At 72.2% G+C, this 23,658-nt stretch carries 22 protein-coding genes; 16 read left to right on the top strand and 6 right to left on the bottom strand.

Annotated features, from left to right (window positions below; translation table 11 throughout):
- Window positions 1-83: 83 nt before the first annotated feature.
- The 4 genes from ADL25_RS01215 to ADL25_RS01200 all read left to right on the top strand — a co-directional run bounded on the left by ADL25_RS01215 (window position 84) and on the right by ADL25_RS01200 (window position 5,688).
- On the top strand, window positions 84-1,169 hold the full coding sequence (locus ADL25_RS01215; protein WP_059125665.1) for a quaternary amine ABC transporter ATP-binding protein: 1,086 nt from the start codon (window positions 84-86) through the stop codon (window positions 1,167-1,169).
- Window positions 1,162-3,777: an ABC transporter permease/substrate binding protein gene (locus tag ADL25_RS01210; RefSeq protein ID WP_059125664.1), complete on the top strand. Its 2,616-nt coding sequence runs from the start codon at window positions 1,162-1,164 to the stop codon at window positions 3,775-3,777. The genes ADL25_RS01215 and ADL25_RS01210 overlap by 8 nt, the downstream gene beginning before the upstream one ends.
- Window positions 3,778-4,282: 505 nt before the next feature.
- On the top strand, window positions 4,283-4,858 hold the full coding sequence (locus tag ADL25_RS01205; RefSeq protein WP_059125663.1) for a helix-turn-helix domain-containing protein: 576 nt from the start codon (window positions 4,283-4,285) through the stop codon (window positions 4,856-4,858).
- A gap of 101 nt (window positions 4,859-4,959) precedes the next feature.
- On the top strand, window positions 4,960-5,688 hold the full coding sequence (locus ADL25_RS01200; protein WP_059125662.1) for a helical backbone metal receptor: 729 nt from the start codon (window positions 4,960-4,962) through the stop codon (window positions 5,686-5,688).
- Here the strand turns inward: ADL25_RS01200 and ADL25_RS01195 are convergent.
- A complete protein-coding gene (locus ADL25_RS01195) occupies window positions 5,657-6,775 on the bottom strand; it encodes a TDT family transporter (protein WP_059125661.1) in 1,119 nt (372 codons plus the stop codon). The genes ADL25_RS01200 and ADL25_RS01195 overlap by 32 nt on opposite strands.
- Window positions 6,776-6,846: 71 nt before the next feature.
- Between ADL25_RS01195 and ADL25_RS01190 the strand changes: the two genes are divergently transcribed.
- Window positions 6,847-7,764: a LysR family transcriptional regulator gene (locus ADL25_RS01190; RefSeq protein ID WP_059125660.1), complete on the top strand. Its 918-nt coding sequence runs from the start codon at window positions 6,847-6,849 to the stop codon at window positions 7,762-7,764.
- Between the two features lie 26 nt (window positions 7,765-7,790).
- On the opposite strand, the gene ADL25_RS01185 is transcribed toward ADL25_RS01190, so the two are convergent.
- Together ADL25_RS01185 and ADL25_RS01180 are read right to left on the bottom strand one after the other, a co-directional pair.
- The gene (locus ADL25_RS01185) at window positions 7,791-8,483 is read right to left on the bottom strand and encodes a gamma-glutamyl-gamma-aminobutyrate hydrolase family protein (protein WP_059125659.1); all 693 of its coding nucleotides are present in this window, start codon (window positions 8,481-8,483) and stop codon (window positions 7,791-7,793) included.
- A 50-nt stretch (window positions 8,484-8,533) separates the two neighbouring features.
- Window positions 8,534-9,274, bottom strand: a complete 741-nt coding sequence (locus tag ADL25_RS01180) for a FadR/GntR family transcriptional regulator (RefSeq protein ID WP_059125658.1) — start codon at window positions 9,272-9,274, stop codon at window positions 8,534-8,536.
- Window positions 9,275-9,349: 75 nt separating this feature from the next.
- Here ADL25_RS01180 and ADL25_RS01175 point away from each other — a divergent pair, with 75 nt between their 5' ends.
- Genes ADL25_RS01175 through ADL25_RS01155 form a run of 5 tightly spaced genes read left to right on the top strand, consistent with a single transcriptional unit; the run spans window position 9,350 to window position 15,147 of the window.
- A complete protein-coding gene (locus tag ADL25_RS01175; RefSeq protein ID WP_059125657.1) occupies window positions 9,350-10,720 on the top strand; it encodes a glutamine synthetase family protein in 1,371 nt (456 codons plus the stop codon).
- An 11-nt stretch (window positions 10,721-10,731) separates the two neighbouring features.
- Window positions 10,732-12,111 (top strand): aldehyde dehydrogenase family protein, encoded by a 1,380-nt coding sequence (locus tag ADL25_RS01170; protein WP_059125656.1) that lies wholly within the window; start codon window positions 10,732-10,734, stop codon window positions 12,109-12,111.
- Entirely contained in the window at window positions 12,108-12,899 is a 792-nt protein-coding gene (locus ADL25_RS01165) for a 3-oxoacyl-ACP reductase (protein WP_059125655.1), read from the top strand. Before ADL25_RS01170 ends, ADL25_RS01165 begins: the two co-directional genes overlap by 4 nt.
- A gap of 25 nt (window positions 12,900-12,924) precedes the next feature.
- Window positions 12,925-14,178, top strand: coding sequence for a haloacid dehalogenase-like hydrolase (locus ADL25_RS01160; protein ID WP_059125654.1), 1,254 nt, complete (start codon window positions 12,925-12,927; stop codon window positions 14,176-14,178).
- Between the two features lie 54 nt (window positions 14,179-14,232).
- Window positions 14,233-15,147, top strand: coding sequence for a DUF2510 domain-containing protein (locus tag ADL25_RS01155; RefSeq protein WP_059125856.1), 915 nt, complete (start codon window positions 14,233-14,235; stop codon window positions 15,145-15,147).
- A 13-nt stretch (window positions 15,148-15,160) separates the two neighbouring features.
- Here ADL25_RS01155 and ADL25_RS01150 read toward each other — a convergent pair whose 3' ends face one another.
- Window positions 15,161-16,363 carry an amino acid deaminase/aldolase gene (locus ADL25_RS01150; RefSeq protein ID WP_059125653.1) on the bottom strand — a complete coding sequence of 401 codons (1,203 nt, stop codon included), beginning with the start codon at window positions 16,361-16,363 and terminating at the stop codon, window positions 15,161-15,163.
- Window positions 16,364-16,657: 294 nt separating this feature from the next.
- On the opposite strand from ADL25_RS01150, the gene ADL25_RS52065 reads away from it, so the two are divergent.
- Window positions 16,658-18,220 (top strand): hypothetical protein, encoded by a 1,563-nt coding sequence (locus tag ADL25_RS52065; RefSeq protein ID WP_416070639.1) that lies wholly within the window; start codon window positions 16,658-16,660, stop codon window positions 18,218-18,220.
- Window positions 18,217-19,395 (top strand): type VII secretion-associated serine protease mycosin, encoded by a 1,179-nt coding sequence (gene mycP / locus ADL25_RS01140; protein ID WP_059125652.1) that lies wholly within the window; start codon window positions 18,217-18,219, stop codon window positions 19,393-19,395. The genes ADL25_RS52065 and mycP overlap by 4 nt, the downstream gene beginning before the upstream one ends.
- Window positions 19,396-19,408: 13 nt before the next feature.
- On the opposite strand, the gene ADL25_RS01135 is transcribed toward mycP, so the two are convergent.
- The gene (locus tag ADL25_RS01135) at window positions 19,409-20,350 is read right to left on the bottom strand and encodes a serine hydrolase (RefSeq protein WP_059125651.1); all 942 of its coding nucleotides are present in this window, start codon (window positions 20,348-20,350) and stop codon (window positions 19,409-19,411) included.
- Between the two features lie 147 nt (window positions 20,351-20,497).
- Here ADL25_RS01135 and ADL25_RS01130 point away from each other — a divergent pair, with 147 nt between their 5' ends.
- Window positions 20,498-21,244 (top strand): SseB family protein, encoded by a 747-nt coding sequence (locus tag ADL25_RS01130; RefSeq protein WP_059125650.1) that lies wholly within the window; start codon window positions 20,498-20,500, stop codon window positions 21,242-21,244.
- A gap of 46 nt (window positions 21,245-21,290) precedes the next feature.
- On the opposite strand, the gene ADL25_RS01125 is transcribed toward ADL25_RS01130, so the two are convergent.
- On the bottom strand, window positions 21,291-21,686 hold the full coding sequence (locus ADL25_RS01125; protein ID WP_059125649.1) for a DUF1844 domain-containing protein: 396 nt from the start codon (window positions 21,684-21,686) through the stop codon (window positions 21,291-21,293).
- Between the two features lie 427 nt (window positions 21,687-22,113).
- Here ADL25_RS01125 and infC point away from each other — a divergent pair, with 427 nt between their 5' ends.
- From infC to rplT, 3 genes are all read left to right on the top strand, one after another.
- Window positions 22,114-22,761 (top strand): translation initiation factor IF-3, encoded by a 648-nt coding sequence (gene infC / locus ADL25_RS01120; protein WP_079050106.1) that lies wholly within the window; start codon window positions 22,114-22,116, stop codon window positions 22,759-22,761.
- A gap of 109 nt (window positions 22,762-22,870) precedes the next feature.
- Window positions 22,871-23,065, top strand: a complete 195-nt coding sequence (gene rpmI, locus ADL25_RS01115) for a 50S ribosomal protein L35 (protein ID WP_059125647.1) — start codon at window positions 22,871-22,873, stop codon at window positions 23,063-23,065.
- Window positions 23,066-23,176: 111 nt separating this feature from the next.
- On the top strand, window positions 23,177-23,560 hold the full coding sequence (gene rplT, locus ADL25_RS01110; RefSeq protein WP_059125646.1) for a 50S ribosomal protein L20: 384 nt from the start codon (window positions 23,177-23,179) through the stop codon (window positions 23,558-23,560).
- The last annotated feature ends 98 nt before the right edge of the window (window positions 23,561-23,658 follow it).

Raw genomic sequence — 23,658 nt, 5'->3', positions numbered from 1 at the left:
CGGGCAGGCGCGGCCTCGGAGCGATGCCCGTTGCACATTCAATCGTTTGCAGCGGCTCGGAGTTCACGAGACGAGAGGTACCTGTGTCATCCAGGCTTGAAGCCGAGCACCTGTACAAGGCGTTCGGCAGACGACCGGACGAGGCGGTGGAGCGGCTCCGGCAGGGAGCGGACCGCGAAGAGCTGCGTGCCGACGGCACGACGGCTGCCGTCATCGATGCCTCCTTCACCGTGGACCCGGGCCAGATCTTCGTGGTCATGGGGCTGTCCGGCTCCGGCAAGTCCACCCTGCTGCGCATGCTCAACGGACTGCTGGAGCCCACCGCGGGCAAGGTGCTCTTCGACGGCCAGGACCTCACCGCACTCGGTCCCCGCGAGCTGCGCGAGGTCCGTTCACGGAAGATCAGCATGGTCTTCCAGCATTTTGCGCTCTTCCCGCACCGCAGCGTTCGTGAGAACGCCGCCTACGGCCTGGAAGTGCAGGGCGTGCCCCGCGCCGAGCGCGCCGCGCGTGCCGACGAGGCGCTCGCCCTGTGTGGCCTGGCCGGCTGGGAGAAGTCCTGGCCCGACGAGCTGTCCGGCGGCATGCAGCAGCGTGTGGGCCTGGCCCGCGCGCTCGCCACGGACGCCGACCTGCTGCTGATGGACGAGTCGTTCAGCGCGCTCGACCCGCTGATCCGCCGCGATATGCAGGACCAGCTCCTGGAGCTGCAGAAGACCCTGAAGAAGACCATCGTCTTCATCACCCACGACCTCAACGAGGCCATGCGTCTCGGCGATCGCATCGCCGTCATGCGCGACGGCCGCATCGTGCAGATCGGCACCGCCGAGGACATCCTGGTGCGCCCGGCGGACGACTACGTCGCCTCCTTCACCAAGGACGTCGACCGTTCCCGTGTGCTCACTGCCGGCGCCGTCATGGACACCTCGGTCCGCGGCGACGAGGCCGACTGCGACTGTGAGACCGCGACGCCCGACACCCCGTTCGTGGAGCTGTGCGCCATCAGCGCGCGCCTCACGCACCCGGTCGCGGTGCTCGACCCGAGCGAGGGGCTCGTGGGCGTCGTACCGCGGCAGCGGCTGGTGGGTTTCCTCGGGGACCGGGAGGACGAGCCCACGCCCTGTGCCTCCCGGCACGACCAGGGCGGGAAGGTGATCGCTCGTGCCTAGGATCCCGTTCGGCGACTGGGTCAACTCCGTGGTCGACTGGCTGCTGAACCACATGGCGTGGCTGTTCGACTTCTGCAAGACCGTCTTCCAGGGCGCCTTCGAGGGCATCAACGCCGTCCTCCAGGCTCCCGAGCCGCTTCTGCTCGCGGCGATCTTCGCCGTGATCGCCCTCTGGCTGCGGGGCACCTCCGCCGGCCTCCTCACCTTCGTGGGATTCGCCTTCATCGACTCCCTGGAGCTGTGGGAGGACGCGATGGTGACCCTGTCGCTCGTCCTGGTGGCGACCCTCATCGCGCTCGTCGTGTCCGTGCCCGTGGGCATCTGGGCGGCCCGCTCCAGCCGGGTCGGCGGGCTGGTGCGGCCGGTGCTCGACTTCATGCAGACGCTGCCGGCGATGATCTACCTCATCCCGGCGATCCTGTTCTTCGGCACCGGTGCCCCCGCGGGCATCGTGGCCACCTTGATCTTCGCCCTCGCACCCGGCGTCCGCATGACCGAGCTGGGCATCCGCCAGGTGGACAAGGAGCTGGTGGAGGCCGCCGACGCCTTCGGCACCACGCCGCGCAGCACGCTGCTGCGTGTGCAGCTGCCGCTCGCCCTGCCCACCGTCATGGCCGGCGTCAACCAGGTGATCATGCTGGGCCTGTCCATGGCGGCGATCGCGGGCATGGTCGGCACCGGCGGCCTCGGCGGCGACGTCAACGAGGCGATCGGCCAGCTCAACGTGGGTCTCGGCTCCGAGGCCGGTGTCGCCATCGTCATCCTGGCGATCTACCTGGACCGGATGACCAGCGCGCTCGGCACCCAGGTCTCCCCGCTGGGCCGGCGCGCCGCCGCCCGGCTGAGGGCCGCGCGGGGGCTGCAGATCTGGAACTACCGTCCCCGGCCCGCCGTGGCCGTGATCGGCGTGGTCGTCCTGGCGCTCGTCGCCGGAGGCATGGGCATCTTCGGCGGTGGGGACAAGGCCGCCGACGCGTCCGACGCGCAGAACGTCGGCCAGGGCAAGAAGGTCAGCATCGGGTACATACCGTGGGACGAGGGAGTCGCCTCCACGTTCCTGTGGAAGGAGATACTCGAGCAGCGCGGGTTCCAGGTCGACGTCAAACAGTTCGACGCCGGACCGCTCTACACCTCCCTCGCCCAGGGCGACATCGACTTCGAGACCGACTCCTGGCTGCCGACCACGCACGAGCAGTACTGGAAGAAGTACGGCAGCCGGCTCGACGACGTGGGCTCCTGGTACAGCCCCACCTCGCTCGAGCTGACCGTGCCCTCGTACATGAAGGGCATCGACTCGCTGGAGGACCTCAAGGGCAAGGCCGCCACGTTCGGCGGCAAGATCACCGGCATCGAGTCGAGCGCCGGCGAGATGAGCCTGCTCAAGAGCACCGTCCTCAAGCAGTACGGCCTGGACAAGGAGTACAAGGTCGTCGACAGCTCCACGCCCGCGATGCTCGCGGAGCTCAAGCGCGCCTACGCCAAGAAGGAGCCCATCGTCGTCACGCTGTGGTCGCCGCATTGGGCGTACGACGACTACGACCTGAAGAAGCTCAAGGACCCGAAGGGCGCCTGGGGCAAGGGCGACGCCGTGCACACCCTCTCCCGCAAGGGCTTCGCGAAGGACAACCCGGTCGTCGGCAACTGGCTGAAGAACTTCAGGATGGACGAGAAGCAGCTCACCAGCCTGGAGGCGGAGATCAACCGGTCGGGCCAGGGCAAGCAGCAGGACGCGGTGCGCGCCTGGCTGAAGAAGAACCCCGGCATCGTCGACAAGCTGGCCCCCGTCCAGAAGTCCGCCACCGGCACCCCGGCCGAGGCGAAGCGCGCGCTGAACGTCGCCTGGTTCCCCTGGGACGAGGACGTGGCCGTCACCTACCTGTGGAAGAACGTCCTCGAGCGGCGCGGCTACCAGCTGAACCTCAAGCAGATGGACGTCGGCCCGGTCTACACCGGACTGGCCTCGGGCGACCTCGACCTCAACTTCGACGCGTGGCTGCCCTACGCCCAGAAGAACTACTGGGACAAGAGCAAGGACGACCTCAGAGACCTGGGCACCTGGTACCAGCCGACCTCGCTGGAGATCGCCGTGCCCTCGTACGTGAAGGACGTCAAGTCCCTCGAGGACCTCAAGGGCAAGGCGAAGACCTTCGGCGGCAGGATCATCGGCATCGAGCCGGGCACCGGCGAGATGAACCTGCTCAAGACGAAGGTGCTGCCCGGCTACGGCCTCGACAAGGAGTACAAGGTCGTCGACGGCTCCACGCCCGCGATGCTCGCGGAGCTCAAGCGTGCCTACGCCAAGAAGGAGCCGGTCGCGGTGGTCCTCTGGTCCCCGCACTGGGCCTACAGCGAGTACAAGCTGACCAAGCTCCAGGACGGCAAGAAGCTGTTCGGCGAGGGCAACACGATCCGGACCATCTCCGGCCGGTCGTTCCCGGAGCAGTACCCGCAGCTCACGAAGTGGATCAAGAACTTCAGGATGAGCGAGGCCGAGCTGGGCAGCCTGGAGAGCGAGGTCAAGCGCGGCGGCCAGGGCCATGAGGAGGACGCGGTGGCCACCTGGCTGAAGCAGCACCCGGACATGGTGGAGCGGATGACGCCGCAGTAGTCGCGGACCGCTTCGTACCGCCGTACGGGAAGGATCCGGACAACCCCGACGGGTCCACGCACGGACCGCACAGCCCTGCCGACGAGGGGCGCCGAACACCGTTTCGGCGCCCCTCGGTCCTGTTGTGCTGCTCCCGGGGCCGGCGGTCCCGTCGGGGTTGTCCGGATCCGCCGGGCTTCGCGCCGTCCACGACCTTCGGCGCCACGTCGCCCGCCCTGGTGGCGAAACGGGTCCCCAGCCCTGCTCCACCCGTCTGGTCAGGGATTTCACCCTCGTACACGGGAGGCGCGCGCCGGTCGGCGGGACGGCTCGCCCGGTGGCGCGAACCGTTGCCTTCACCACTCTTGTATGTGACAGCGATGTGACGGGCGCATGAAACGGTTTGCCGAACATGCGTAGGGTGCAGACAACTCAACAGAAGCAATGACCGGTGAACCATCGGGCGGCGGCGACACGCCCGCCGGGCAGAGCAGCGGACCGACGAGCGAGGGAGGGAGCCGGAGCGATGGGCGACCGCAAAGAACAGCCCCTTCGGGTGGGCGCCGCCGTTCGGCGACGGCGCCGGACGCTGGAGCTCACCCTTGCCGTCGTGGCCGAGCGCAGCGGTCTGTCGGTCCCGTTCCTCAGCCAGGTCGAGAACGAGCGGGCGCGCCCGAGCCGCCCGTCACTGGAGCGCATCGCCGACGCCCTGGGCACCACCGCCGTCGAACTGCTCGCGGCGGCCGACCCGGCGTGCAGCGTGGACGTGCTGCGTGCCGACGACGAAGAGGTCGCGCCGGGAGCGGCGCGCATGCGCGCCCTGGTGCGCGGCCACCACCAGCTGCACGCGATGGAGTTCATCGGCGACCACGACGAGGGCCGGGAGTTCCAGCACCGCAACGACGAGTTGATGTACGTCGTCGACGGCGCCGTCGAGGTGGAGGCGGAGGGCCGGGCGCACCGGCTCGGGCGCGGGGACACGCTCTACCTGAGCGGCGGGGTGCGTCACCGCTGGCGGGCGACGGAGCCGGAGACCCGCGTGGTCGTGGTCGCGGTCGCCGACCATATCGAAGCCATCGAGGACGCGTCCAGGCGGCGCTGACTCGGCCCGGAGGCCCCCGACACCCGACGGAGAGGCCCGAACGCCGTCCCGGCCCGTTCTGCCGGCGCGCGAGGGTGCGCCCCGCTGCAATACTCACCGTCATGCCCGACGTGCGTGTCGTCTCCCTCGTGCCGTCGCTGACCGAGGCAGTGGCCGCCACCGTGCCGGGCGCCCTGGTGGGTGCCACGGACTGGTGCAGCCATCCGGCCGGTCTCGATGTCACCCGGATCGGGGGAACCAAGAACCCGGATGTCGAGCGGATCGTCCGGCTGGCCCCCGATCTGGTGGTCGCCAACGAGGAGGAGAACCGGGAGCCGGACCTGGCCGCCCTGCGCGCGGCAGGCCTCGAGGTCCTGGTCACCGAGGTGCGCACCGTCCCCCAGGCCTTCGGCGAGCTGGAGCGGGTCGTCACCGCCTGCGGGGCGGCCGTCCCGCCGCACTGGCTTGCGCAGGCCAGGGCGGCATGGTCGGGGCTCGCGGAGCCGGCGACGCGGAGGACCGCCGTCGTCCCGGTGTGGCGGCGGCCCTGGATGGTGCTGGGCCGGGACACCTTCGCCGGGGACGTCCTGGCCAGGCTGGGTGTGGACAACCTGTATGCGACCCACCCGGAGCGCTATCCGCGCATCCCCCTGCCGGAACTGCGGGAGGCGGCGCCCGACCTCGTGGTCCTGCCCGACGAGCCGTACCGCTTCACGGCGGACGACGGCCCCGAGGCCTTCGAGGGAGTCCGCTGCGCGCTCGTCAGCGGGCGCCACCTCACCTGGTACGGGCCGTCGCTGGCCCGGGCGCCGCAGGTCGTCACCGAGGCGCTGCGAGCAGCCGTCCGCTGACGAGCCCCCGGCCCGTGCGGAGGGCGATGACCGCCCAGGCGGCCACGAGCAGCAAGTACAGGCCGATCGCGAGCCCGTCCAGAGCCACGAGGCCGGTGCGCCGGGCGAGCGCCTCCGCGCCCGTGACGCAGGTGCCGACCGGGAAGGTGAACGCCCACCAGGTCATACCGAAACCCATGCCGTGGCGGCGGGCCCGCACCACCAGCGCGGCGGAGAGCCCCAGCCACAGCAGGGCGAAGCCCAGCACCGGAACACCGTAGAGCAGGGCGAACACGCCGAATCCCCGGTCGTGAGGGGCCGGGACGACGCCCGTCGCCGCGTTCGCGACCGCGGCGACCGCCGTCGCCGACTGGCCCAGCGGGCCGAGCACCAGGAACAGGGCCGGGGTCTGGGGGAGCGGCGGCGGGCCCGCGGTGATGAGCCGGGCGAGGATCGCCGGCAGCAGCGCAAGGGTGGCCAGCAGACTCAGCCCGAACATCGCGAAGCAGGCGAGCAGCAGCGTCTCCCGGGGCTGACCGGCCGGAAGATGCGGGACCAGCAGCGGGCCCTGGGCCGCCGAGACCATGGGGGCGACCACGGCCAGCAGCCAGACCGGGGAGGCCTGGCCCGGCTCCATGCGGTGCCGGGCGACCATCAGGTACGGCACGGCGACGGCGACGACAAGACCGACGGCCGTACCGGCGGTGAAGAGCACGGTGTCCACGGCGAGGGCCGGGCCCGCCCCGAGCCAGTCCCGGCCGACGACCAGGGTGGCGCCGCCCACGGCCAGCAGGGCCATGGCCAGACAACCGTAGAAGGGCGCCATGGCGGGGTCGAGCAGATGGGCGCGCGCCTGGTCGCGGTGGTGGGTCCAGTGCAGCGCACGAGCGCCGAGGAGGGCGAGCAGCAGGGCGGACGACAGCGCCCAGACGGCCGCGCAGACCGTGCGCAGCCAGGCCTCCTGCGCGGGCCCGGGCAGTCCCGCGCCCGCAGTCGCCACGATCGCCGTTCCCATCACGGCGGCGTACCAGTTCGGGCCGAGGTGCCGGACGGCGGTGGCGCGCCGACGCGGTGCGGGCAGGGCGAGGGACCGGGCTGCGAAGACCATGTCCCACACGGTGGCGCCGAAACGGGCCCCTGACCAGGGGCTGCTTCTCTATGGGGGCATAAGGTGAGTTTATGAGGGAGGACGTTGGGCATTCCGTGGCCGGACTCGCGCACCGGGTGCCGGAGCTGGGGGCGCTCGAGCTTCTGCTCGCGGTGGCCCGGCTGGGCAGCCTGGGGCGGGCGGCCCGGGATCTGGGCATCACCCAGCCCGCGGCGAGCAGCCGGATCCGGTCGATGGAGCGGCAACTGGGCGTGGCGCTGGTGGACCGTTCCCCTGCGGGCTCACGGCTGACCGACGCCGGAGCGCTCGTCACGGACTGGGCGCGGCGGATCGTGGAGGCTGCCGAGGCGTTCGACGCGGGGGCGCAGGCGCTGCGAGGCCGGCGGGACTCGCGGCTGCGGGTGGCGGCGAGCATGACGATCGCGGAGTACCTGCTGCCGGGCTGGCTGATCGCACTGCGTGGCCGGCGGCCGGACACGGCGGTGTCGCTGCTGGCCGGGAACTCGGCGGCGGTCGTGGAGCGGCTGCTCGCGGACGAGGCCGATCTGGGCTTCGTCGAGGGCCTGTCCGTGCCGGCGGGTCTGGAAGAGGCGGTGATCGCGCACGACCGGCTGATCGTGGTGACGGCGCCCGGGCATCCATGGGCGCGTCGCCGGCGCCCGCTGTCGGCCACGGAGCTGGCCTCGACACCGCTCATCCTCCGTGAGGAGGGCTCGGGCACCCGCCAGGTGCTGGACGCGGCGCTCGGTGGTCTGGCCCGGCCCCTCCTGGAGCTGTCCTCGACGACGGCGGTCAAGGCCTCCGCGGTCAGCGGGGCCGGTCCTGCGGTCCTGAGCGAGCTGGCCGTGGGCGAGGAACTCGCGGCCCGCCGGCTGGTGAGCGTCCCGGTCGAGGACGTGCGGCTGGACCGGGACCTGCGCGCGGTGTGGCGCACCGGCCACCGGCCGGCGGGACCCGGCCGCGACCTGCTGGCCCTGACCCGGGGCTAGGGTCTGTCGTCAGGATCACGCCGGCGTCACGGGGCGGCGGACGCCGCCCGTACCAGCGCCCGCATCACCCGCAGGTCCTCGTCCATCTCCGGGTGCCACTGGACGCCCAGCACCCAGCCGGCACCGGGCAGCTCCACCGCCTCCACCGTGCCGTCCGCCGCGTACGCCGAGACCACCAGGCCGTCGCCCAGCCGGTCCACCGCCTGATGGTGGTGCGTCGGCACCGAGGCCGGCTCCGGCGCCGCCTCCGCGTACCGGGTTCCGGGCACCGGATCCACCGCGTGCCGGCCGAACACCCCGACCTGCGTGACATGTCCGTCGATGTGCTGGACGAGCGTGCCGCCGAGGGCGACGTTCAGCAGCTGCATCCCCCTGCAGATGCCGAGCAGCGGTGTGCCGGACGCCAAGGCCGCCTCGATCAGGGCCAGTTCCCATGCGTCCCGCTCGGGCGCGGGAGGGCCGGTCCGCGCGGAGCGCTCCGCGTCGTAGCGGGCCGGGTCGACGTCCGGGCCGCCCGCGATCACCAGGCCGTCCAGCCGGGCCACCGTCGCCGCCGCGTGCGCGGGACCGTCCGGCGGGAGCATCGCGGCGAGTCCGCCGGCCCGCTGCACCAGGCGCGGATAGCCCACGGGCAGCAGTGCCGCCTCCAGCTCCCACACACCCCAGCGCGCGCCGGCCTCCAGATACGTACTCACACCGATCAGCGGTCGTGCCGCCACGCGGACCTCCCGGGGTTCAATGGAACGCCTTCATACCTTTACGCGGCGGGCTATGCCAAGAAACCCCGCAGCAGCGCCGCCGTGCCCGCGCAGTGCTCCCGCATCATCTCCCGCGCCCCGTCCGCGTCCCCGTCGAGGACCGCCTCCACCAGCGCCTCGTGCTGCCGCTGGGAGTGCTCGAGGTTGCGCACCAGCAGGGGGATGCAGTCCAGCAGGTCGTTCACCGTCGCCCGCACGGCCGCGTACTGCGCGGTCAGCGACGGCGAGCCGCCGAGCCCGGCCAGGGTCAGGTGCAGCAGCGTGTCCAGCCGCCGGTACTCGGAGAGCGGGGCGTCCTGCGTGCGCGCGAGCGCCTCCCGCAGACGGCCGGCCTGCTCCGCCGTGAGGCCGTGCGCCGCGCACAGTCCCGCCGCCCCCACCTCCAGTACCTCGCGGAACCGCAGCACGTCCTCGATGTCGACCTGCTCGATACGCCGGCGCAGTTCGTCCTGGCCGCCTGCGTCGAGGCGCGGCAGCACGAACGTTCCGCCGTACCGCCCCCGCCGCGACTCCACGAGACCCTGGTCCTGGAGCACCTTCAGCACCTCGCGCAGCGTCACCCTGCTGATGCCCAGCCGCTCCGCCAGCTCCCGCTCCGCGGGCAGTCGTTCACCGGCGGGCACCAGCCCGAGCCGGACGACCTGGAGGATCTGCTCCAGCGCTTCCTCGAAGCCGTTGCCGGCCCGTACGGTCCGCAGCACCGGCGTCAGCCGGTCCTGCACGGAGCCGCTCCCGGGTTCCGCCTGCGACATCCGGCCGTGCCCCCTTCCCAAGAAATGGTTCTCGGAAATACCTTATGGCTCTCGGCGGACCGAAGGAGACCTCCCGTGGCACACCGCACACCCCCGCTCGGCGTCGAGGAGCTGCACGCCCTCGTCGCGGGCGGCGAGATCGACACCGTCGTGCTGGCCTTTCCCGACATGCAGGGACGGCTCCAAGGCAAGCGGTTCGCCGCGCGGTTCTTCCTCGACGAGGTCCTGGAGCACGGCACGGAGGGCTGCAACTACCTCCTCGCAGTCGACACCGAGATGAACACGGTCGACGGCTACGAGATGTCCTCCTGGGACCGCGGCTACGGCGACTTCGCCCTCCGGCCGGACCTGGACACACTGCGCCGGGTGCCCTGGAACGAGGGCACGGCCATGGTCATCGCCGATCTCGCCTGGAACGACGGCTCTCCCGTGGTGGCCGCCCCCCGCCAGATCCTCCGCCGCCAGACGGAGCGCCTCGCCGCCCTCGGACTCACGGCCCAGGTCGGCACGGAGCTCGAGTTCATCGTCTTCAAGGACACCTACGAGCAGGCCTGGGACGCCAACTACCGGGGTCTGACACCGGCCAACCAGTACAACATCGACTACTCGGTGCTCGGCACGGGACGGATCGAGCCCCTGCTGCGCCGCGTCCGCAACGAGATGACGGGCGCGGGCCTGACCGTGGAGTCCGCCAAGGGCGAGTGCAACCCGGGCCAGCACGAGATCGCGTTCCGGTACGACGAGGCCCTGGTCACCTGCGACCAGCACGCGATCTACAAGACGGGTGCGAAGGAGATCGCGGCCCAGGAGGGCGTCTCGATCACCTTCATGGCCAAGTACAACGAGCGCGAGGGCAACTCCTGCCACATCCATCTCTCACTCGCCGACGCGGACGGCCACAACGTCATGGCCGGTTCGTCCGGTGCCCCCGGCGGGATGTCGCAGACAATGCGACACTTCCTCGCGGGGCAGCTCGCCGCGCTCCGGGACTTCTCGCTCCTCTACGCTCCGGGCATCAACTCCTACAAGCGGTTCCAGGCCGGGTCCTTCGCCCCGACCGCCGTCGCCTGGGGCTACGACAACCGCACCTGCGCCCTGCGGGTCGTCGGCCACGGCCGCTCACTGCGTTTCGAGAACCGCCTGCCCGGCGGTGACGTCAATCCGCACCTCGCGGTCGCCGGGATGATCGCGGCCGGGCTGTACGGCGTCGAGCAGGAGCTGGAGCTCCCCGAGCCGTGCGCGGGCAACGCGTACACCGCCGAGCACGAGCACGTGCCCACCACGCTGCGTGAGGCCGCCGAGCTCTGGGAGAACAGCCCTGTCGCCAAGGCCGCCTTCGGCGACGAGGTGGTCGCGCACTACCACAACATGGCCCGCGTGGAACTGGCCGCCTTCGACGCCGCGGTGACCGACTGGGAGCTGCGCCGCTCCTTCGAACGCATGTGAAAGGTTCTTTCGTGCCGAACGAGTTCGATCTGCAGGTACTCAATCCGGCCACCGAGGAGGTCGTCGCCACCGTCCCCGCCGCCACCGCGGCCGACGTGGACGCGGCCGTCGGACGGGCCGCGCGGGCGCAGTCGCGGTGGGCCGCGCTCCCTCCCGGTGACCGTGCCCGGCTGCTGCGCCGGTTCGCCGCGGCGGTCGACGACCACCTCGAGGAGCTGGCCCGGCTGGAGGTCCGCGAGGCCGGTCACACGGTCGGCAACGCCCGCTGGGAGGCGGGCAACGTCCGTGACCTGCTCGACTACGCGGCCGGGGGGGTGGAGCGCCTGACCGGCCGGCAGATCCCGGTGCCCGGCGGCCTCGACATCACGATCCTCGAACCGCTGGGTGTGGTCGGTGTGATCGCCCCCTGGAACTTCCCGATGCCGATCGCCGCATGGGGCACGGCACCTGCGCTCGCGGCGGGCAACGCGGTGATCCTCAAACCCGCCGAGACGACCCCGCTCACCGCCCTGCGCCTGGCCGAACTCGCCCTGGTGGCCGGTCTGCCCGAGGATCTGTTCCAGGTGCTGCCCGGCCACGGCCCCGTCGTGGGCAACGCGCTCGTCGAGCACCCGGGTGTGGCGAAGATCGTTTTCACCGGGTCCACGGCCGTGGGCACGCAGGTGCTGGCGAAGGGCTCCGCCCATCTGAAGCGCGTCACCCTGGAACTCGGCGGCAAGAGTCCCAACATCGTGTTCGCGGACGCCGATCTGGACGCCGCGGCGGCCGCAGCGCCGATGTCGTTCCTCGACAACTCCGGCCAGGACTGCTGCGCCCGCACCCGCATCCTCGTCCAGCGCTCGGTGTTCGACCGCTTCCTCGGCCTCCTCGCCCCCGCGGTCGAGTCGGTCCGGGTCGGCGATCCGGCCGACGAGAGCACCCAGATGGGCCCGCTGATCTCCAGGGCGCAGCTGGACAAGGTGCGTTCGTACGTCGCCGCCGATGCACCCGGCATCCGCGGCAAGGCGCCCGAGGGCCCCGGCTTCTGGTTCCCGCCCACCGTCCTCACCGAGGTCGGCCCGCACGCCCCGGTGGCCGTCGAGGAGGTGTTCGGACCGGTCGCCGTGGTCCTGCCCTTCGAGGACGAGGCCGACGCGATCCGCCTCGCCAACGGCACCGTGTACGGCCTCTCCGGCTCCATCTGGACGCGGGACGTCGGCCGCGCACTGCGCGTCTCCCAGGCCGTCCGGGCGGGCAACCTTTCCGTCAACTCCCACTCCAGCGTCCGCTACTGGACCCCCTTCGGCGGCTTCAAGCAGTCGGGGATCGGCCGCGAACTCGGCCCGGACGCCCTGACCGCCTTCACCGAGACCAAGAACGTCTTCATCAGCACGGAGGGCCCCGCACAGTGACAGCTCAGACATCGGACACCATCTGCCGCCGACTGGTCGGCCGTACCGTCGTCATCACCGGTGCCGGCAGCGGCATCGGTCTCGCCACCGCGCGACGGCTCGCCTCCGAGGGGGCCCACGTGGTGTGCGGGGACATCGACGAGACCCGCGGCAAGGCGGCCGCCGAGGAGGTCGGCGGGCTGTTCGTGAAGGTCGACGTCACCGACCCCGAGCAGGTCGAGGCGCTCTTCAAGGCGGCCCACGACACCTACGGCAGTGTCGACATCGCCTTCAACAACGCGGGCATCTCGCCGCCGGACGACGACTCCATCCTGGACACCGGCCTCGAGGCGTGGAAGCGGGTCCAGGAGGTCAACCTGACGTCCGTCTACCTGTGCTGCAAGGCCGCCATCCCGTACATGCGGCGCCAGGGCAGGGGTTCCATCATCAACACGGCGTCGTTCGTCGCCCGGATGGGGGCGGCCACCTCGCAGATCTCCTACACGGCGTCCAAGGGCGGGGTGCTCGCCATGTCCCGGGAACTCGGCGTGCAGTTCGCCCGCGAGGGCATCCGGGTCAACGCCCTGTGCCCCGGGCCCGTCAACACCCCGCTCCTTCAAGAGCTGTTCGCCAAGGACCCGGAGCGTGCCGCGCGCCGACTGGTGCACATCCCGGTCGGCCGGTTCGCGCGGGCCGAGGAGATCGCCGCGGCGGTCGCGTTCCTCGCCAGCGACGACTCCTCCTTCGTGAACGCCACCGATTTCCTTGTGGACGGCGGAATCTCGGGCGCGTACGTCACGCCCCTTTAGGGGCAAAGGGTATGGTCCACGCCATATGAGACACCTCTACGCGTGGACCCTCGTCGCGGCCGCCGTCCTCGCGGCGGCCGCGACGCCTTCGCCGGCCGCCGCCACCGCCCCTCCCACGAAGTGCCCCCGCCTGAAGGGAAACTGGTACGGCGACAACCGGGAGCGCCTGCAGCGGCTGATCGACGAGCGGGGCACCTGCTCCGAGTCCGCCCGGGGCCCGGTGGCCGTCTTCGACTGGGACAACACGGTGACCAAGAACGACGTCACCGACGCCACCCTCTACTGGGCACTCGGACACGACAAGATCCTGCGCCCGGCCCGCTGGAAGCACACCAGCCGGTGGCTCACCGACGAGGCCGACCGGGCCCTCACCGAGGCGTGCGGGACCGGCACCCCGGTCGGGGCGCCGCTGCCGACGTCCACCGAACCCCGCTGCACCGACGAGATCCTCGAGATCTACGAGGACGGCAGGACCATGAGCGGCGCCGCCGCCTTCGCCGGCCGCTGGAACCACCGGCGCACGGTCCCGCAGTACGCCTGGATCCCGCAGCTCTTCGCGGGCCACACCCCCGCCGAAGTCTCCGCGTACGCCCGCCGCGCACGCGCCCGGGACCTCGCCGCACCCGTCGGCGCGACCCGGGTCCTCGGCACGCACACGGTTCCGGCGTACGTCCGCTACTACGCGCAGCAGCGCGATCTGATCCGCACGCTGCACCAGGCCGGGTTCGAGGTCTACATCGTCTCCGCCGGCTTCGAACCCGTCACCGAGGTGTGGTCGCGCGGCGTCGGCGTCGACCCCGCGCACACCGTCGCGATCCGCTCGGTCCTCGACCGCCGCGGTCGCATCACCACCCTGACCCGGGGCTGCGGCGGAGTCCCGGCGAGCCGGGGCGAGGTCATCCCGTACATCGACGGCAAGCGTTGCTGGATCAACCAGGAGATCTACGGTGTCCGGGGTGCGGCGGCGTGGCACCGGCAGCGCGCGGAACACCGCCCGGTGCTCGCGGCGGGTGACGCCGATACCGATGTCACGTTCGTCGGCGACGCCACCGGCGTCCATCTGGTGATCAACCGGAACAAGGACGAACTGATGTGCAGGGCGTACGACGACGCCGACGGGCGCTGGCTGATCAACCCCATGTTCATCGAGCCGCTGCCGCGCAGGCCCGACCCCTATCCGTGCTCGACGACCGCCTACAACAGGCCGGACGGCGGCCGCGGTCCGGTCCTGAGGCGCGACGGCTCGGTCGTCCCGGACCAGCAGGACACCGTGTTCTGAGCGAGTTGCCGCCGGCCCCGTGTGGCGGTTCCCGGCACGGCCTACAGTGCCGGGATGAGCAGTGCGCCCCCGCCCGGCTGGTATCGGGATCCGTCGTACCCGCTCACCGAACGCTGGTGGGACGGGGCCGCCTGGACCGACCACCGGCGGCAACCCGATGCGCCGGTGGCGCCGGTGGCGCCGCCGGAGCCGGCCGACGGCCGGGAGCGCCGGCGGGTCGGGGCGATCGCGCTCACGACGGCCGGGGCCGTCCTCGTCGCCGCTGTCGTCACCGGCGTCGTCGTCCTCGGGCACGACGGCGACGGGGCGGCGCAGGCCGAGTCGTCCGCCGCGGCGCCGACTTCGGCCCCGGCGAGCGACGAGTCACCGACCGCTGCGGCGCCCTCGGCGACCGGCGATCCGAACGTCGTCCTCGACGACCTCAACGGCATCACCTTCCCCGTGCCGAAGGGGTGGGCAAGAGCCGAGAACGTCGCCGAGGACGACGTCGTGCTGACCACACCGGGTGTGTACGACTGCCCGGGCGACCCCGGCTTCTGCCGCCGCGGCCGGGTCCTGTCGCGCACCGCCACGTCCGTGCCCGGGGCGTCCCCGGAGTCGATCGCCAAGGGCGACATCGCCGACGCCGCGCACGAGGAGTACGACCGCGATCCGATCGGCAACCGGCCCTACGGCGGTGTCACCTCCCACCGGCTGCTCGGGTCCGGCCAGGTCGCGGTCGCGGGCCGGGCCGGGTACTTCGTACGCTGGCGCGTCAACACGGCGAAGGGGCCCGGCGGTTGTGTCGAGTCCCTGGCGTTCCCCTCCAGCGCGGGCTCGCAGACGCCGGTCGTCGTCCGCTTCGCCTTCGACGCGGGCCCGGACGGTCCGCCGCTGTCCGACATGGACAGGATCACCAAGGGGATCAGACCGGTGGGCGACGCGGCGGCGAGTGGAGGGGTGGGCAGCAGCATCGGTCCCGGGCACTGACGCCCGGCCGGCCTCAGAGGAAGGTGTGCCCCTCACCGCGGTAGGTCGGCACCGTCGCCGTGACCCTGTCGCCCTCCACCAGGTGGAGTTCGGCGAACCGTTCGCACAGCTCCCCGGCCTTGGCGTGCCGGAACCACACCTTGTCGCCGATGAGCAGGTCGTCGGCGGGTGCGCCGAGCAGCGGAGTCTGCACCTCGCCGGGTCCCTCCTGCGGGTCGTACCTCAGTCCTTCCGGCAGATACGGGACGGGCAGCCGGTCGGGGCCCGCGACACCCGACGCGGGATAGCCGCCGCCGAGCACCGTCACCACCCCGACCCCCGGCCTGCGCACGACCGGCTGGGCGAACAGCGCGGCCGGACGCCCGCGGAACGAGGTGTAGTTGTCGAACAGCCGCGGCACGTACAGCCCCGAGCCCGCCGCGATCTCCGTCACCGCGTCCTCGGCGGCCGTGTACTGGACGCTGCCCGTGCCGCCGCCGTTGACGAACTCCAGGTCCGGCACCACGGAACGGACGGCGCGCACCGCCTCCGCGCGCCGCCCGGCGAGCTCCCTGCGCGCCGCGGCCTGCATCAGCCGGATGGCACGCGAGCGCACCGGCCGCCCCGCCACCGCGTCGCCGACGCCGGCTATGTGGCCCTCGTACGCCATGATGCCCACCAGCCGGAAACCGGGCGTGCGCGCCACCGTACGGGCTATCTCGGCCATCCGGTCGGGGGAGTGGAGGGGCGAGCGCCGCGCTCCGACGCGTATGCGTCCGCCGAGCAGCTTCAGCGAGGTGTCCAGCTCCAGGCAGACACGCACCTCCTCGGTGCCGCCCTGGCGGGCGCCGTCGATGAGGCGCAGCTGCGCCGGGTCGTCGATCATCACCGTCACCGCGGCGGCGAGCTTGGGATCGCCGGCCAACTCGGCGAAGCCCCGCCGGTCGGACGACGGATAGGCGAGCAGGACGTCGTCGAAACCGGACCTGGCCAGCCACAAGGACTCGGCCAGGGTGAAGGACATGACGCCCGCGAAGCCCTCCCGGGCCAGCACGCGTTCGAGCAGTGCGCGGCAGCGGACGGACTTGCTGGCGACACGGACCGGCTTGCCGCCGGCCCTGCGCAGGACGTCCTCGGCGTTCGCGTCGAACGCGTCCAGATCCACGATCGCGAGGGGCGCGTCGAGGTCGGCGGTGGCCCGGTCGTACCGGGCCCTGTCTGCGGCGCGGGCAGTCATGAACGCAGCCTGCCAGATGCGATTACCGCAGGGTAGGGGGACGATCCGGGCAGATGCCCCGGTGCCGCGGACTGGTTCCCGTTCGAGGGCGTTCAACCCGTAGAGTGACGCGCACGCGGGGACCGTGTCGGATCCCCCCGGGCGCGCACGTCCGGGATGGGTGTCCTTCCGCGCGGGTATGCCTGCCCAGGACGGGGTGGCGGTCCCGCATCCCGCAGGACCGGCCGCTCCCCGTGGGCGGTCGAACACCCCGGCGACTCCGGGGCGGGCCGGCCACGAGGAAACGGGGGGTGCATGAGCACGGAAGCGCACCGCGCCTCCATTCCTCCGCGCCCCACGACACCGCCTCATCCGCCGACCCCGCCGGACGGGGCCCCCGTACAGCCGGACGGTACGCCGCCGGCCCCGCAGGAGCCGCCCCGGACGACGTGGCACGAGGGCACCCCCGGATCCGTACCGCCGCGGCCCGAGCACCCGCCCGCAGGACACCGTGCCGACGCGCCCCGGGTGCCGTCCGCCGGAGCGCCCTCGTTCCCGCCGCCACCGCTGCCCGAGCAGGCCGACAGGACGGGAAGCCGCGGCCTGACGGACGCCCCCTCGGGCGGCCGCGGGCAGGTACCGGCCGGTGGGGGAGCGGTGTCCTCCGCAGCGGCCGACGGCCGCCCGGGCCGAACCGCCGTGAACGGCCGTCCCTACCGGCACAGCGCCGAGGGGACGCCCCCGAGCGCGTCCTCGTCCGCCGACGCCGCCGCGTCGGAGACGGGGGGTGCGCCGCCGCGCCGCACACCGGAATCCCCCCGGTTCCCGAACCTTCGTCTCGACCGCGGCGCCCAGCCGTACGGCCCGCCCCCGCCCCCGCCCACGGCTTCCTCGCGCTTCCCCGACGAGCCTCCGGCCGCCGGTGCCGTGCCGCGCGGCGCGGACGCGCAGGCGGTGCCGCCGCCGCGGGCCTCCCTGCCCGCCGAGGGCATCGTGGAGACGACGGTGCGCCTCGGGTTCCAGCGGGACGGGAGCGGTCCAGCCGCCCCGCGCCCGTTCGTCACCACCCTTGCCCAGCCGGACACATCCGCGGCCGGCACCCGGCGCCGTCCCTTCCTCGGCGGCCGGGTGCACCCCCGGATCGCCGCGGCGGCCGCCTGCCTGGTCCTCGGCCTCGGGCTCATCGGCGGTGCCGTGACTGGGACCTGGCTCACCGGGGAGGGCTCGGGGGAGGGAGCCCGGGACGCCTTCGCCGTCGCCGGCGGCCTGTGGCACAGCGTGCCGGTCGACCAGCTGTTCCCGCCCACCGTCCAGGGTCCGGGCGCGGGCCCCGGCGGTGCCGACCGCACCTGGACCAGGGTCGCCGTCGCCCCGGACGGCAGCTGCAAGGCCGCCTTCGACCCCCTGCTGCGCAAGGTCCTCGCCCCGGTCGGCTGTCTCCGGCTGCTGCGCGCCACCTACACGGACGCGACCGGCAGCCATGTCACCACGGTGGGCCTGCTGTTCACCCGGGCCGACGCCGCCGCCATGACCGCCCTGAACAGCCGCTTCAGGAAGGAAGGCCTGGACCGGCGCACCGATCTGATGCCCCGGCCCTACGCCGCGAAGGGCACCGCCGCCGAGAGGTTCGGCGACGCCCAGCGCGCCTCCTGGACGATCTCGGTCCGCACCGACGCCCCCGTCGTCGTCTACTCCGTCTCCGGATTCGCCGACGGCCGCACGGTCACCGAGCCGCAGCCCTCCGCGCAGGCCACGGCGACCGGGGCCACCACGGCCCCCGCCCAGGCGGGCCTCGGCTTCGAGTCGGCCGGACTCGCCGACCGCGTCGGAGCCGCCCTCCGAAAGACCGTCACCTCGGCCACGGAGAAGCCGTCATGAGTGTCCGCGGGGCCGGCGCCCGGTTCCTCACCCTGCTTCTCGCCGGCTCCTTCGTGGTGCTGCCGTCCACTGCGGCGTACGCCGATGGGATACGCGCCCAGGAGTGGGCCCTCGACGCCCTGCACGCCCAGCAGGCCTGGCAGACGACCAAGGGCAAGGGGATCACCGTCGCCGTCCTCGACACCGGCGTCGACTCCACCCATCCCGACCTGGCCGGCAACGTCCTGACGGGCAAGGACCTGGTCGGCTTCGGCGCCGAGCGCGGCGATCGCTCCTGGGCCCGGCACGGCACCGCCATGGCCGGCATCATCGCCGGTCACGGCCATGGCGCCGGGGACGCCGACGGCGTCGTCGGCATCGCCCCCGAGGCCAAGATCCTTCCCGTCCGGGTCATCCTCGAGGACGGCGACCCCGGCCGCACCAAGGCCCGCAACACGCGCGGCAACGCCCTTGCCGAGGGCATTCGGTGGGCCGCCGACCACGGCGCGGACGTCATCAACCTCTCCCTCGGCGACGACTCCAAGTCCGCGCACCCCGAGGCGGCCGAGGACGAGGCGGTGCAGTACGCGCTGAAGAAGGGCGCCGTCGTCGTCGCCTCGGCCGGCAACGGCGGCGAGAAGGGCGACCACATCTCCTACCCGGCGGCCTATCCGGGCGTCATCGCGGCGACCGCCGTGGACCGCTACGGCACCCGCGCCTCGTTCTCCACCCGCCGCTGGTACGCCACCGTCAGCGCGCCCGGGGTCGACGTCGTCATCGCCGACCCCGACCGCAAGTACTACGAGGGCTGGGGCACCAGCGCGGCGTCCGCGTTCGTCTCGGGCGCCGTGGCACTGATCAAGGCAGCGCATCCGGGCCTGTCCCCGGCCCAGGTCAAGCAGTTGCTGGAGAAGACGGCACGCAACGCACCCAAGGGCGGGCGCGACGACTCCCGGGGCTTCGGCTTCATCGACCCCGCGGCGGCCATCAAGGCGGCAGCGCACCTGAAACCCGAGGGCCTGCACGCGGCGGCGTACGGCGGCAAGTACTTCGGCCCGGGTCCCGACACATCAGGAGTCATGTCGAACTCCCCGGGCTGGGCCGGCCCGCTGGCGGGAGGCCTGGGCGTGGCGCTGCTGGTGGCGTCGGTGGTGCTGTGGCGCAACCGGACCGGGCCGTGGGGCCGTTGGCGTTGACGGGGCGCCGTCATCAGGCGAACGCCGAGACCGCCGCCCGGGCCGCCGCCTCCACCAGCGAGATCCCCTTCTCCTTGGTGGAGCTGCCGTTCGACAGCGTCGCCACCAGGTAGGTGCGGCCGCCGGCCGTGATCCGCCCGATGCTGTTGACGTCCCACAGCCCGGTCGTGCTGCGCGCCAGCCAGCCGTTCTTCAGCGCCCACCCGGCACCGTCCGCGGCCGCCGACACACCCCAGCGCTGGTCCGCCGCGATGTTGCCCATGAGCCCCTGCAGATACGTCCGGGAGGCGTCGCTCAGTTCGGAGCCGTCACCGAACACCTGCTGGAGCAGAACGAGCTGATCGCCCGCGGTCGTCCGCGTCAGGCCCCACAGGGGGCCGTCGCCACCCGTGGTGTCGGTCAGGCCGAAGCGCTTGTTCGCACGGGCGAGCCCGTCCGCCCGTCCGATCGCGGTCCACAGCGCGGAGGCGGAGTCGTTGTCGCTCTCCTCGATCATCGCGGTGGCGTACGCCTTCTCCTGGGCGGTCAGCCGCCGGTCCGCGTCCTGCGCCTGGAGCAGCAGCGCCGCCAGGATATCCACCTTCACGATGCTCGCCGTGTCGAAGGCGCCGTCGCCGTAGCGGGCGCTGTCACCGGAGTCCAGGTCGAGCACCGCCACGGCCACGTCGGCGCCGTCCTCGACGGCCACCGCCCTCATGGCCTTCTCCAGCAGCGCGTCCCGATCGTCCGAGGGTTCCGCCGCAGGTTCCACCGATGCCTCCCGGCTCGCCGAGGCCGACGCCGAGGGCGTCACCGACGACTGCGACGATACGGCGCCCGCGTCGGCGTGCGCCCTCACATACACAGTCCCCGCCGCGGTGCCGCCGACGACGACGGCCGAGGCCAGCACCGTGGAGAGGACCGCGCGGCCCCGGGAGGATCGGGCGCGGCGCCGGGTGACTCTGTGGGACTCCATGCCCGCGATGCTCGAAAGCGGTCCTGTGCGCGGCTTGGGACGGGCATGAGAGCCGTGTCAGTAATCGCTGAGAAATCCGTGAGGCGCCGCCCGCCGGGGTCCTGGGCCGGCGCGCCCCCGGCGGTGACCCCCGGATAGGGTCGGTCCGTGGCGAACAAGAACATTCCCGACTCCGGCTTCTCCGACGACGACGGCTCCGCCGACCCCCGGCTGAGCGCGGCGCTCGCCGCGTGGGCCGAGGACCGAACCGCCGTGGGACCCGTGCTGGAGGCCCTGAAGAGTGCGCGGCTCCTCGTCCCCGTGGTCGCCCTCCTCGGCGAGGTGGAGGAGGGCGACCACGAGGGCCACGGGGGCGTACTGCGCCGCGAGAAGACCAGTGAGATGGCCGTGCCCACCCTGAAGGCCGGCGGCCGCACGGCCCTGCCCGCCTTCACGTCCACCGAGTCGCTGGCCCGCTGGGACCCGCAGGCCCGCCCCGTCGCGGTCCCCGTGCACCAGGCGCTGCAGGCCGCCGTGCACGAGAAGGCCGACACGATCGTGCTGGACATGTCAGGCCCGGTGCCCTTCGAGCTGTCCGGCCCCACTCTGCTGGCGCTCGCGGAGGGCCGTACGACGACGGATCCGCTCGCCGATCCCGCCGTGACCGACGCCGTACGGGCCGCCGTGGCGGGTGAGCCCGACGTGCTGCGTGCCTACCTCGGCCCCGGACAGGCCGACGGCATCCTGGCCCTCGTGCTGGCACCCGGCGCGGCGCCGGCCGAGGCCGCCGGCGCCGTGGCGCGGCGCATGGCGGCCGACGAGACACTGCGGGCCCGCCTGGTGCGCGGCCTCGACCTGGCGGTACTGCCGGCCGAGGCGGCGCCTCCGGGCGAGCCCCTGTTCGTCCGCGGGTGAATTGGTCGCGGTCGCCGGACCAGGAACCGGTCCGCTGTACCTCCGACTAGCCGTAGACCGGTCCGGTGTACTTCTCGCCCGGTCCCTGGCCCGGCTCGTCGGGGACGACCGAGGCCTCACGGAACGCGAGCTGGAGCGACTTCAGGCCGTCGCGCAGCGGCGCCGCGTGGAAGGAACTGATCTCCGTCGCGCTGGCGTCGAGCAGACCGGCCAGGGCGTGCACCAGCTTGCGGGCCTCGTCCAGGTCCTTGTACTTGTCGCCCTCCTCGGTCAGACCGAGCTTCACGGCGGCGGCGCTCATCAGGTTGACGGCGACCGTCACGAGCACCTCGACGGCGGGGACCTCCGCGATGTCACGGGTCATGTCGTCGAAGTCGGGACTCCCGGCGGCGGCAGGGGACTCTGCGGAAGCTGGGGATCCCTCGGGGGAGGTGTCACTCATGCCCCACACGATAGGCCCAGGCCCGGTGCCCGCCGCCCTCGGGAGGGGGCCGGGCGCGGACCGTGGGCGGGGTGCCGGATGCCGGGTGCACGCCGGTTCGCACCACTCACGGGGAGCTGCTAACCTTGTGTGACGACCGGCCGGACATGGCAGTGCCCGGCCCACAAGTGGAGGCTCCGATCTCCCACCTGACCGTCCTCCGGGACGGCGGGTCACCGGTCAGGCGGCCACCACCGTTCCGTACGGACGGTGGAGTCGCCCGAATGCGCGCCCCGCGGTTCACCCGCGCGGTGCTCCGGACGCTTTGGAGCCCCGCCTGTGTACCGTTCGGGGCATTTTTCGTGTGCCGCGAAGGTTGGGTCCCATGTCAACCAGACATACGCGGCTGTCCGCCAGACGGTCGTGATGGTGCTACCGAGGAGGATCCATCAGCACCGAGCCCCGCATCAACGACCGGATTCGCGTTCCCGAGGTGCGACTTGTCGGTCCCAGCGGCGAGCAGGTGGGCATCGTGCCGCTTGCCAAGGCCCTGGAGCTTGCGCAGGAGTACGACCTGGACCTGGTCGAGGTCGCGGCGAACGCCCGTCCGCCCGTCTGCAAGCTCATGGACTACGGGAAGTTCAAGTACGAGTCGGCCATGAAGGCCCGTGAGGCGCGCAAGAACCAGGCGCACACGGTCATCAAGGAGATGAAGCTCCGGCCGAAGATCGACCCGCACGACTATGACACCAAAAAGGGTCACGTCGTCCGGTTCCTCAAGCAGGGCGACAAGGTCAAGATCACGATCATGTTCCGCGGTCGCGAGCAGTCCCGGCCCGAACTGGGCTACCGGCTGCTGCAGCGTCTCGCGGAGGACGTCCAGGACCTCGGCTTCGTCGAGTCGAACCCGAAGCAGGACGGCCGGAACATGATCATGGTTCTCGGTCCGCACAAGAAGAAGACCGAGGCCATGGCCGAGGCTCGTCAGGCGCAGGAGGCCCGCAAGGCCGAGGCGAAGGCCCACCCGGGCCGCTCGCAGAACGCCGCCGAGGCCGAGTCCACCGAGGCCCCGGCCGAGGCTTCCGCCGAGGCGTGACCCCCGGGACGTCAGTCCCAGGACCAACCGATTACAAGAGCGACGCTCCGATGTGCCCGGTTTCATCGACCGGGCACCGGGGCGCCACCGACGAGGAGAGAACGGCGCTATGCCGAAGAACAAGTCGCACAGCGGTGCCAGCAAGCGCTTCAAGATCACCGGCTCCGGCAAGGTGCTCCGTGAGCGTGCCGGCAAGCGCCACCTGCTCGAGCACAAGTCGTCCCGTCTGACGCGTCGCCTCACCGGCAACGCCGAGATGGCCCCGGCCGACGCCAAGAAGATCAAGAAGCTTCTCGGCAAGTGACGTGACGGCGCCTGATCGTCCGATCTGAGCGCGCCGTTCGTCAGGACCGGGACCCAATCGAACCCGGGCCGCGTGAGTACCACCGCGGCCCCGCTACAAGGAGTCAAACAAGTGGCACGCGTCAAGCGGGCAGTCAACGCCCACAAGAAGCGCCGGGCGATCCTCGAGCAGGCCTCCGGCTACCGCGGTCAGCGTTCGCGCCTGTACCGCAAGGCCAAGGAGCAGGTCACCCACTCGCTGGTCTACAACTACAACGACCGCAAGAAGCGCAAGGGCGACTTCCGTCAGCTGTGGATCCAGCGCATCAACGCCGCTGCCCGCGCCAACGGCATCACGTACAACCGCTTCATCCAGGGTCTGAAGGCCGCCAACGTCGAGGTCGACCGCAAGATCCTCGCCGAGCTGGCCGTCAACGACGCCCGCGCGTTCGCCGCGCTCGTCGAGGTCGCCCAGAAGGCGCTGCCGGCGGACGTGAACGCGCCCAAGGCGGCGTAACCACACGACGGCGCCACGTCGGCCGGGCCGACGTGATCGTACGGGCCCGCAGGCTACGCAGCCTGCGGGTCCGACTGCGTTCCGCGACGCAACGGCCG

It is taken from the genome of Streptomyces sp. NRRL F-5122, from assembly GCF_001507435.1.
Lineage (GTDB): Bacteria > Actinomycetota > Actinomycetes > Streptomycetales > Streptomycetaceae > Streptomyces > Streptomyces lannensis.
The sequence above is the reverse complement of the archived record's forward strand: the minus strand, read 5'-3'. Positions and strand labels throughout refer to the sequence as shown.

Coding starts and splice junctions, on each gene's coding strand:
- rpmI (WP_059125647.1), top strand. CDS start 22,871: ATGCCGAAGAACAAGTCGCACAGCGGTGCCAGCAAGCGCTTCAAGATC.
- ADL25_RS01155 (WP_059125856.1), top strand. CDS start 14,233: ATGAGCAGTGCGCCCCCGCCCGGCTGGTATCGGGATCCGTCGTACCCG.
- ADL25_RS01205 (WP_059125663.1), top strand. CDS start 4,283: ATGGGCGACCGCAAAGAACAGCCCCTTCGGGTGGGCGCCGCCGTTCGG.
- ADL25_RS01160 (WP_059125654.1), top strand. CDS start 12,925: ATGAGACACCTCTACGCGTGGACCCTCGTCGCGGCCGCCGTCCTCGCG.
- ADL25_RS01135 (WP_059125651.1), bottom strand. CDS start 20,350: ATGGAGTCCCACAGAGTCACCCGGCGCCGCGCCCGATCCTCCCGGGGC.
- ADL25_RS01190 (WP_059125660.1), top strand. CDS start 6,847: ATGAGGGAGGACGTTGGGCATTCCGTGGCCGGACTCGCGCACCGGGTG.
- ADL25_RS01180 (WP_059125658.1), bottom strand. CDS start 9,274: ATGTCGCAGGCGGAACCCGGGAGCGGCTCCGTGCAGGACCGGCTGACG.
- ADL25_RS01195 (WP_059125661.1), bottom strand. CDS start 6,775: ATGGTCTTCGCAGCCCGGTCCCTCGCCCTGCCCGCACCGCGTCGGCGC.
- mycP (WP_059125652.1), top strand. CDS start 18,217: ATGAGTGTCCGCGGGGCCGGCGCCCGGTTCCTCACCCTGCTTCTCGCC.
- ADL25_RS01125 (WP_059125649.1), bottom strand. CDS start 21,686: ATGAGTGACACCTCCCCCGAGGGATCCCCAGCTTCCGCAGAGTCCCCT.
- ADL25_RS01200 (WP_059125662.1), top strand. CDS start 4,960: ATGCCCGACGTGCGTGTCGTCTCCCTCGTGCCGTCGCTGACCGAGGCA.
- ADL25_RS01150 (WP_059125653.1), bottom strand. CDS start 16,363: ATGACTGCCCGCGCCGCAGACAGGGCCCGGTACGACCGGGCCACCGCC.
- ADL25_RS52065 (WP_416070639.1), top strand. CDS start 16,658: ATGAGCACGGAAGCGCACCGCGCCTCCATTCCTCCGCGCCCCACGACA.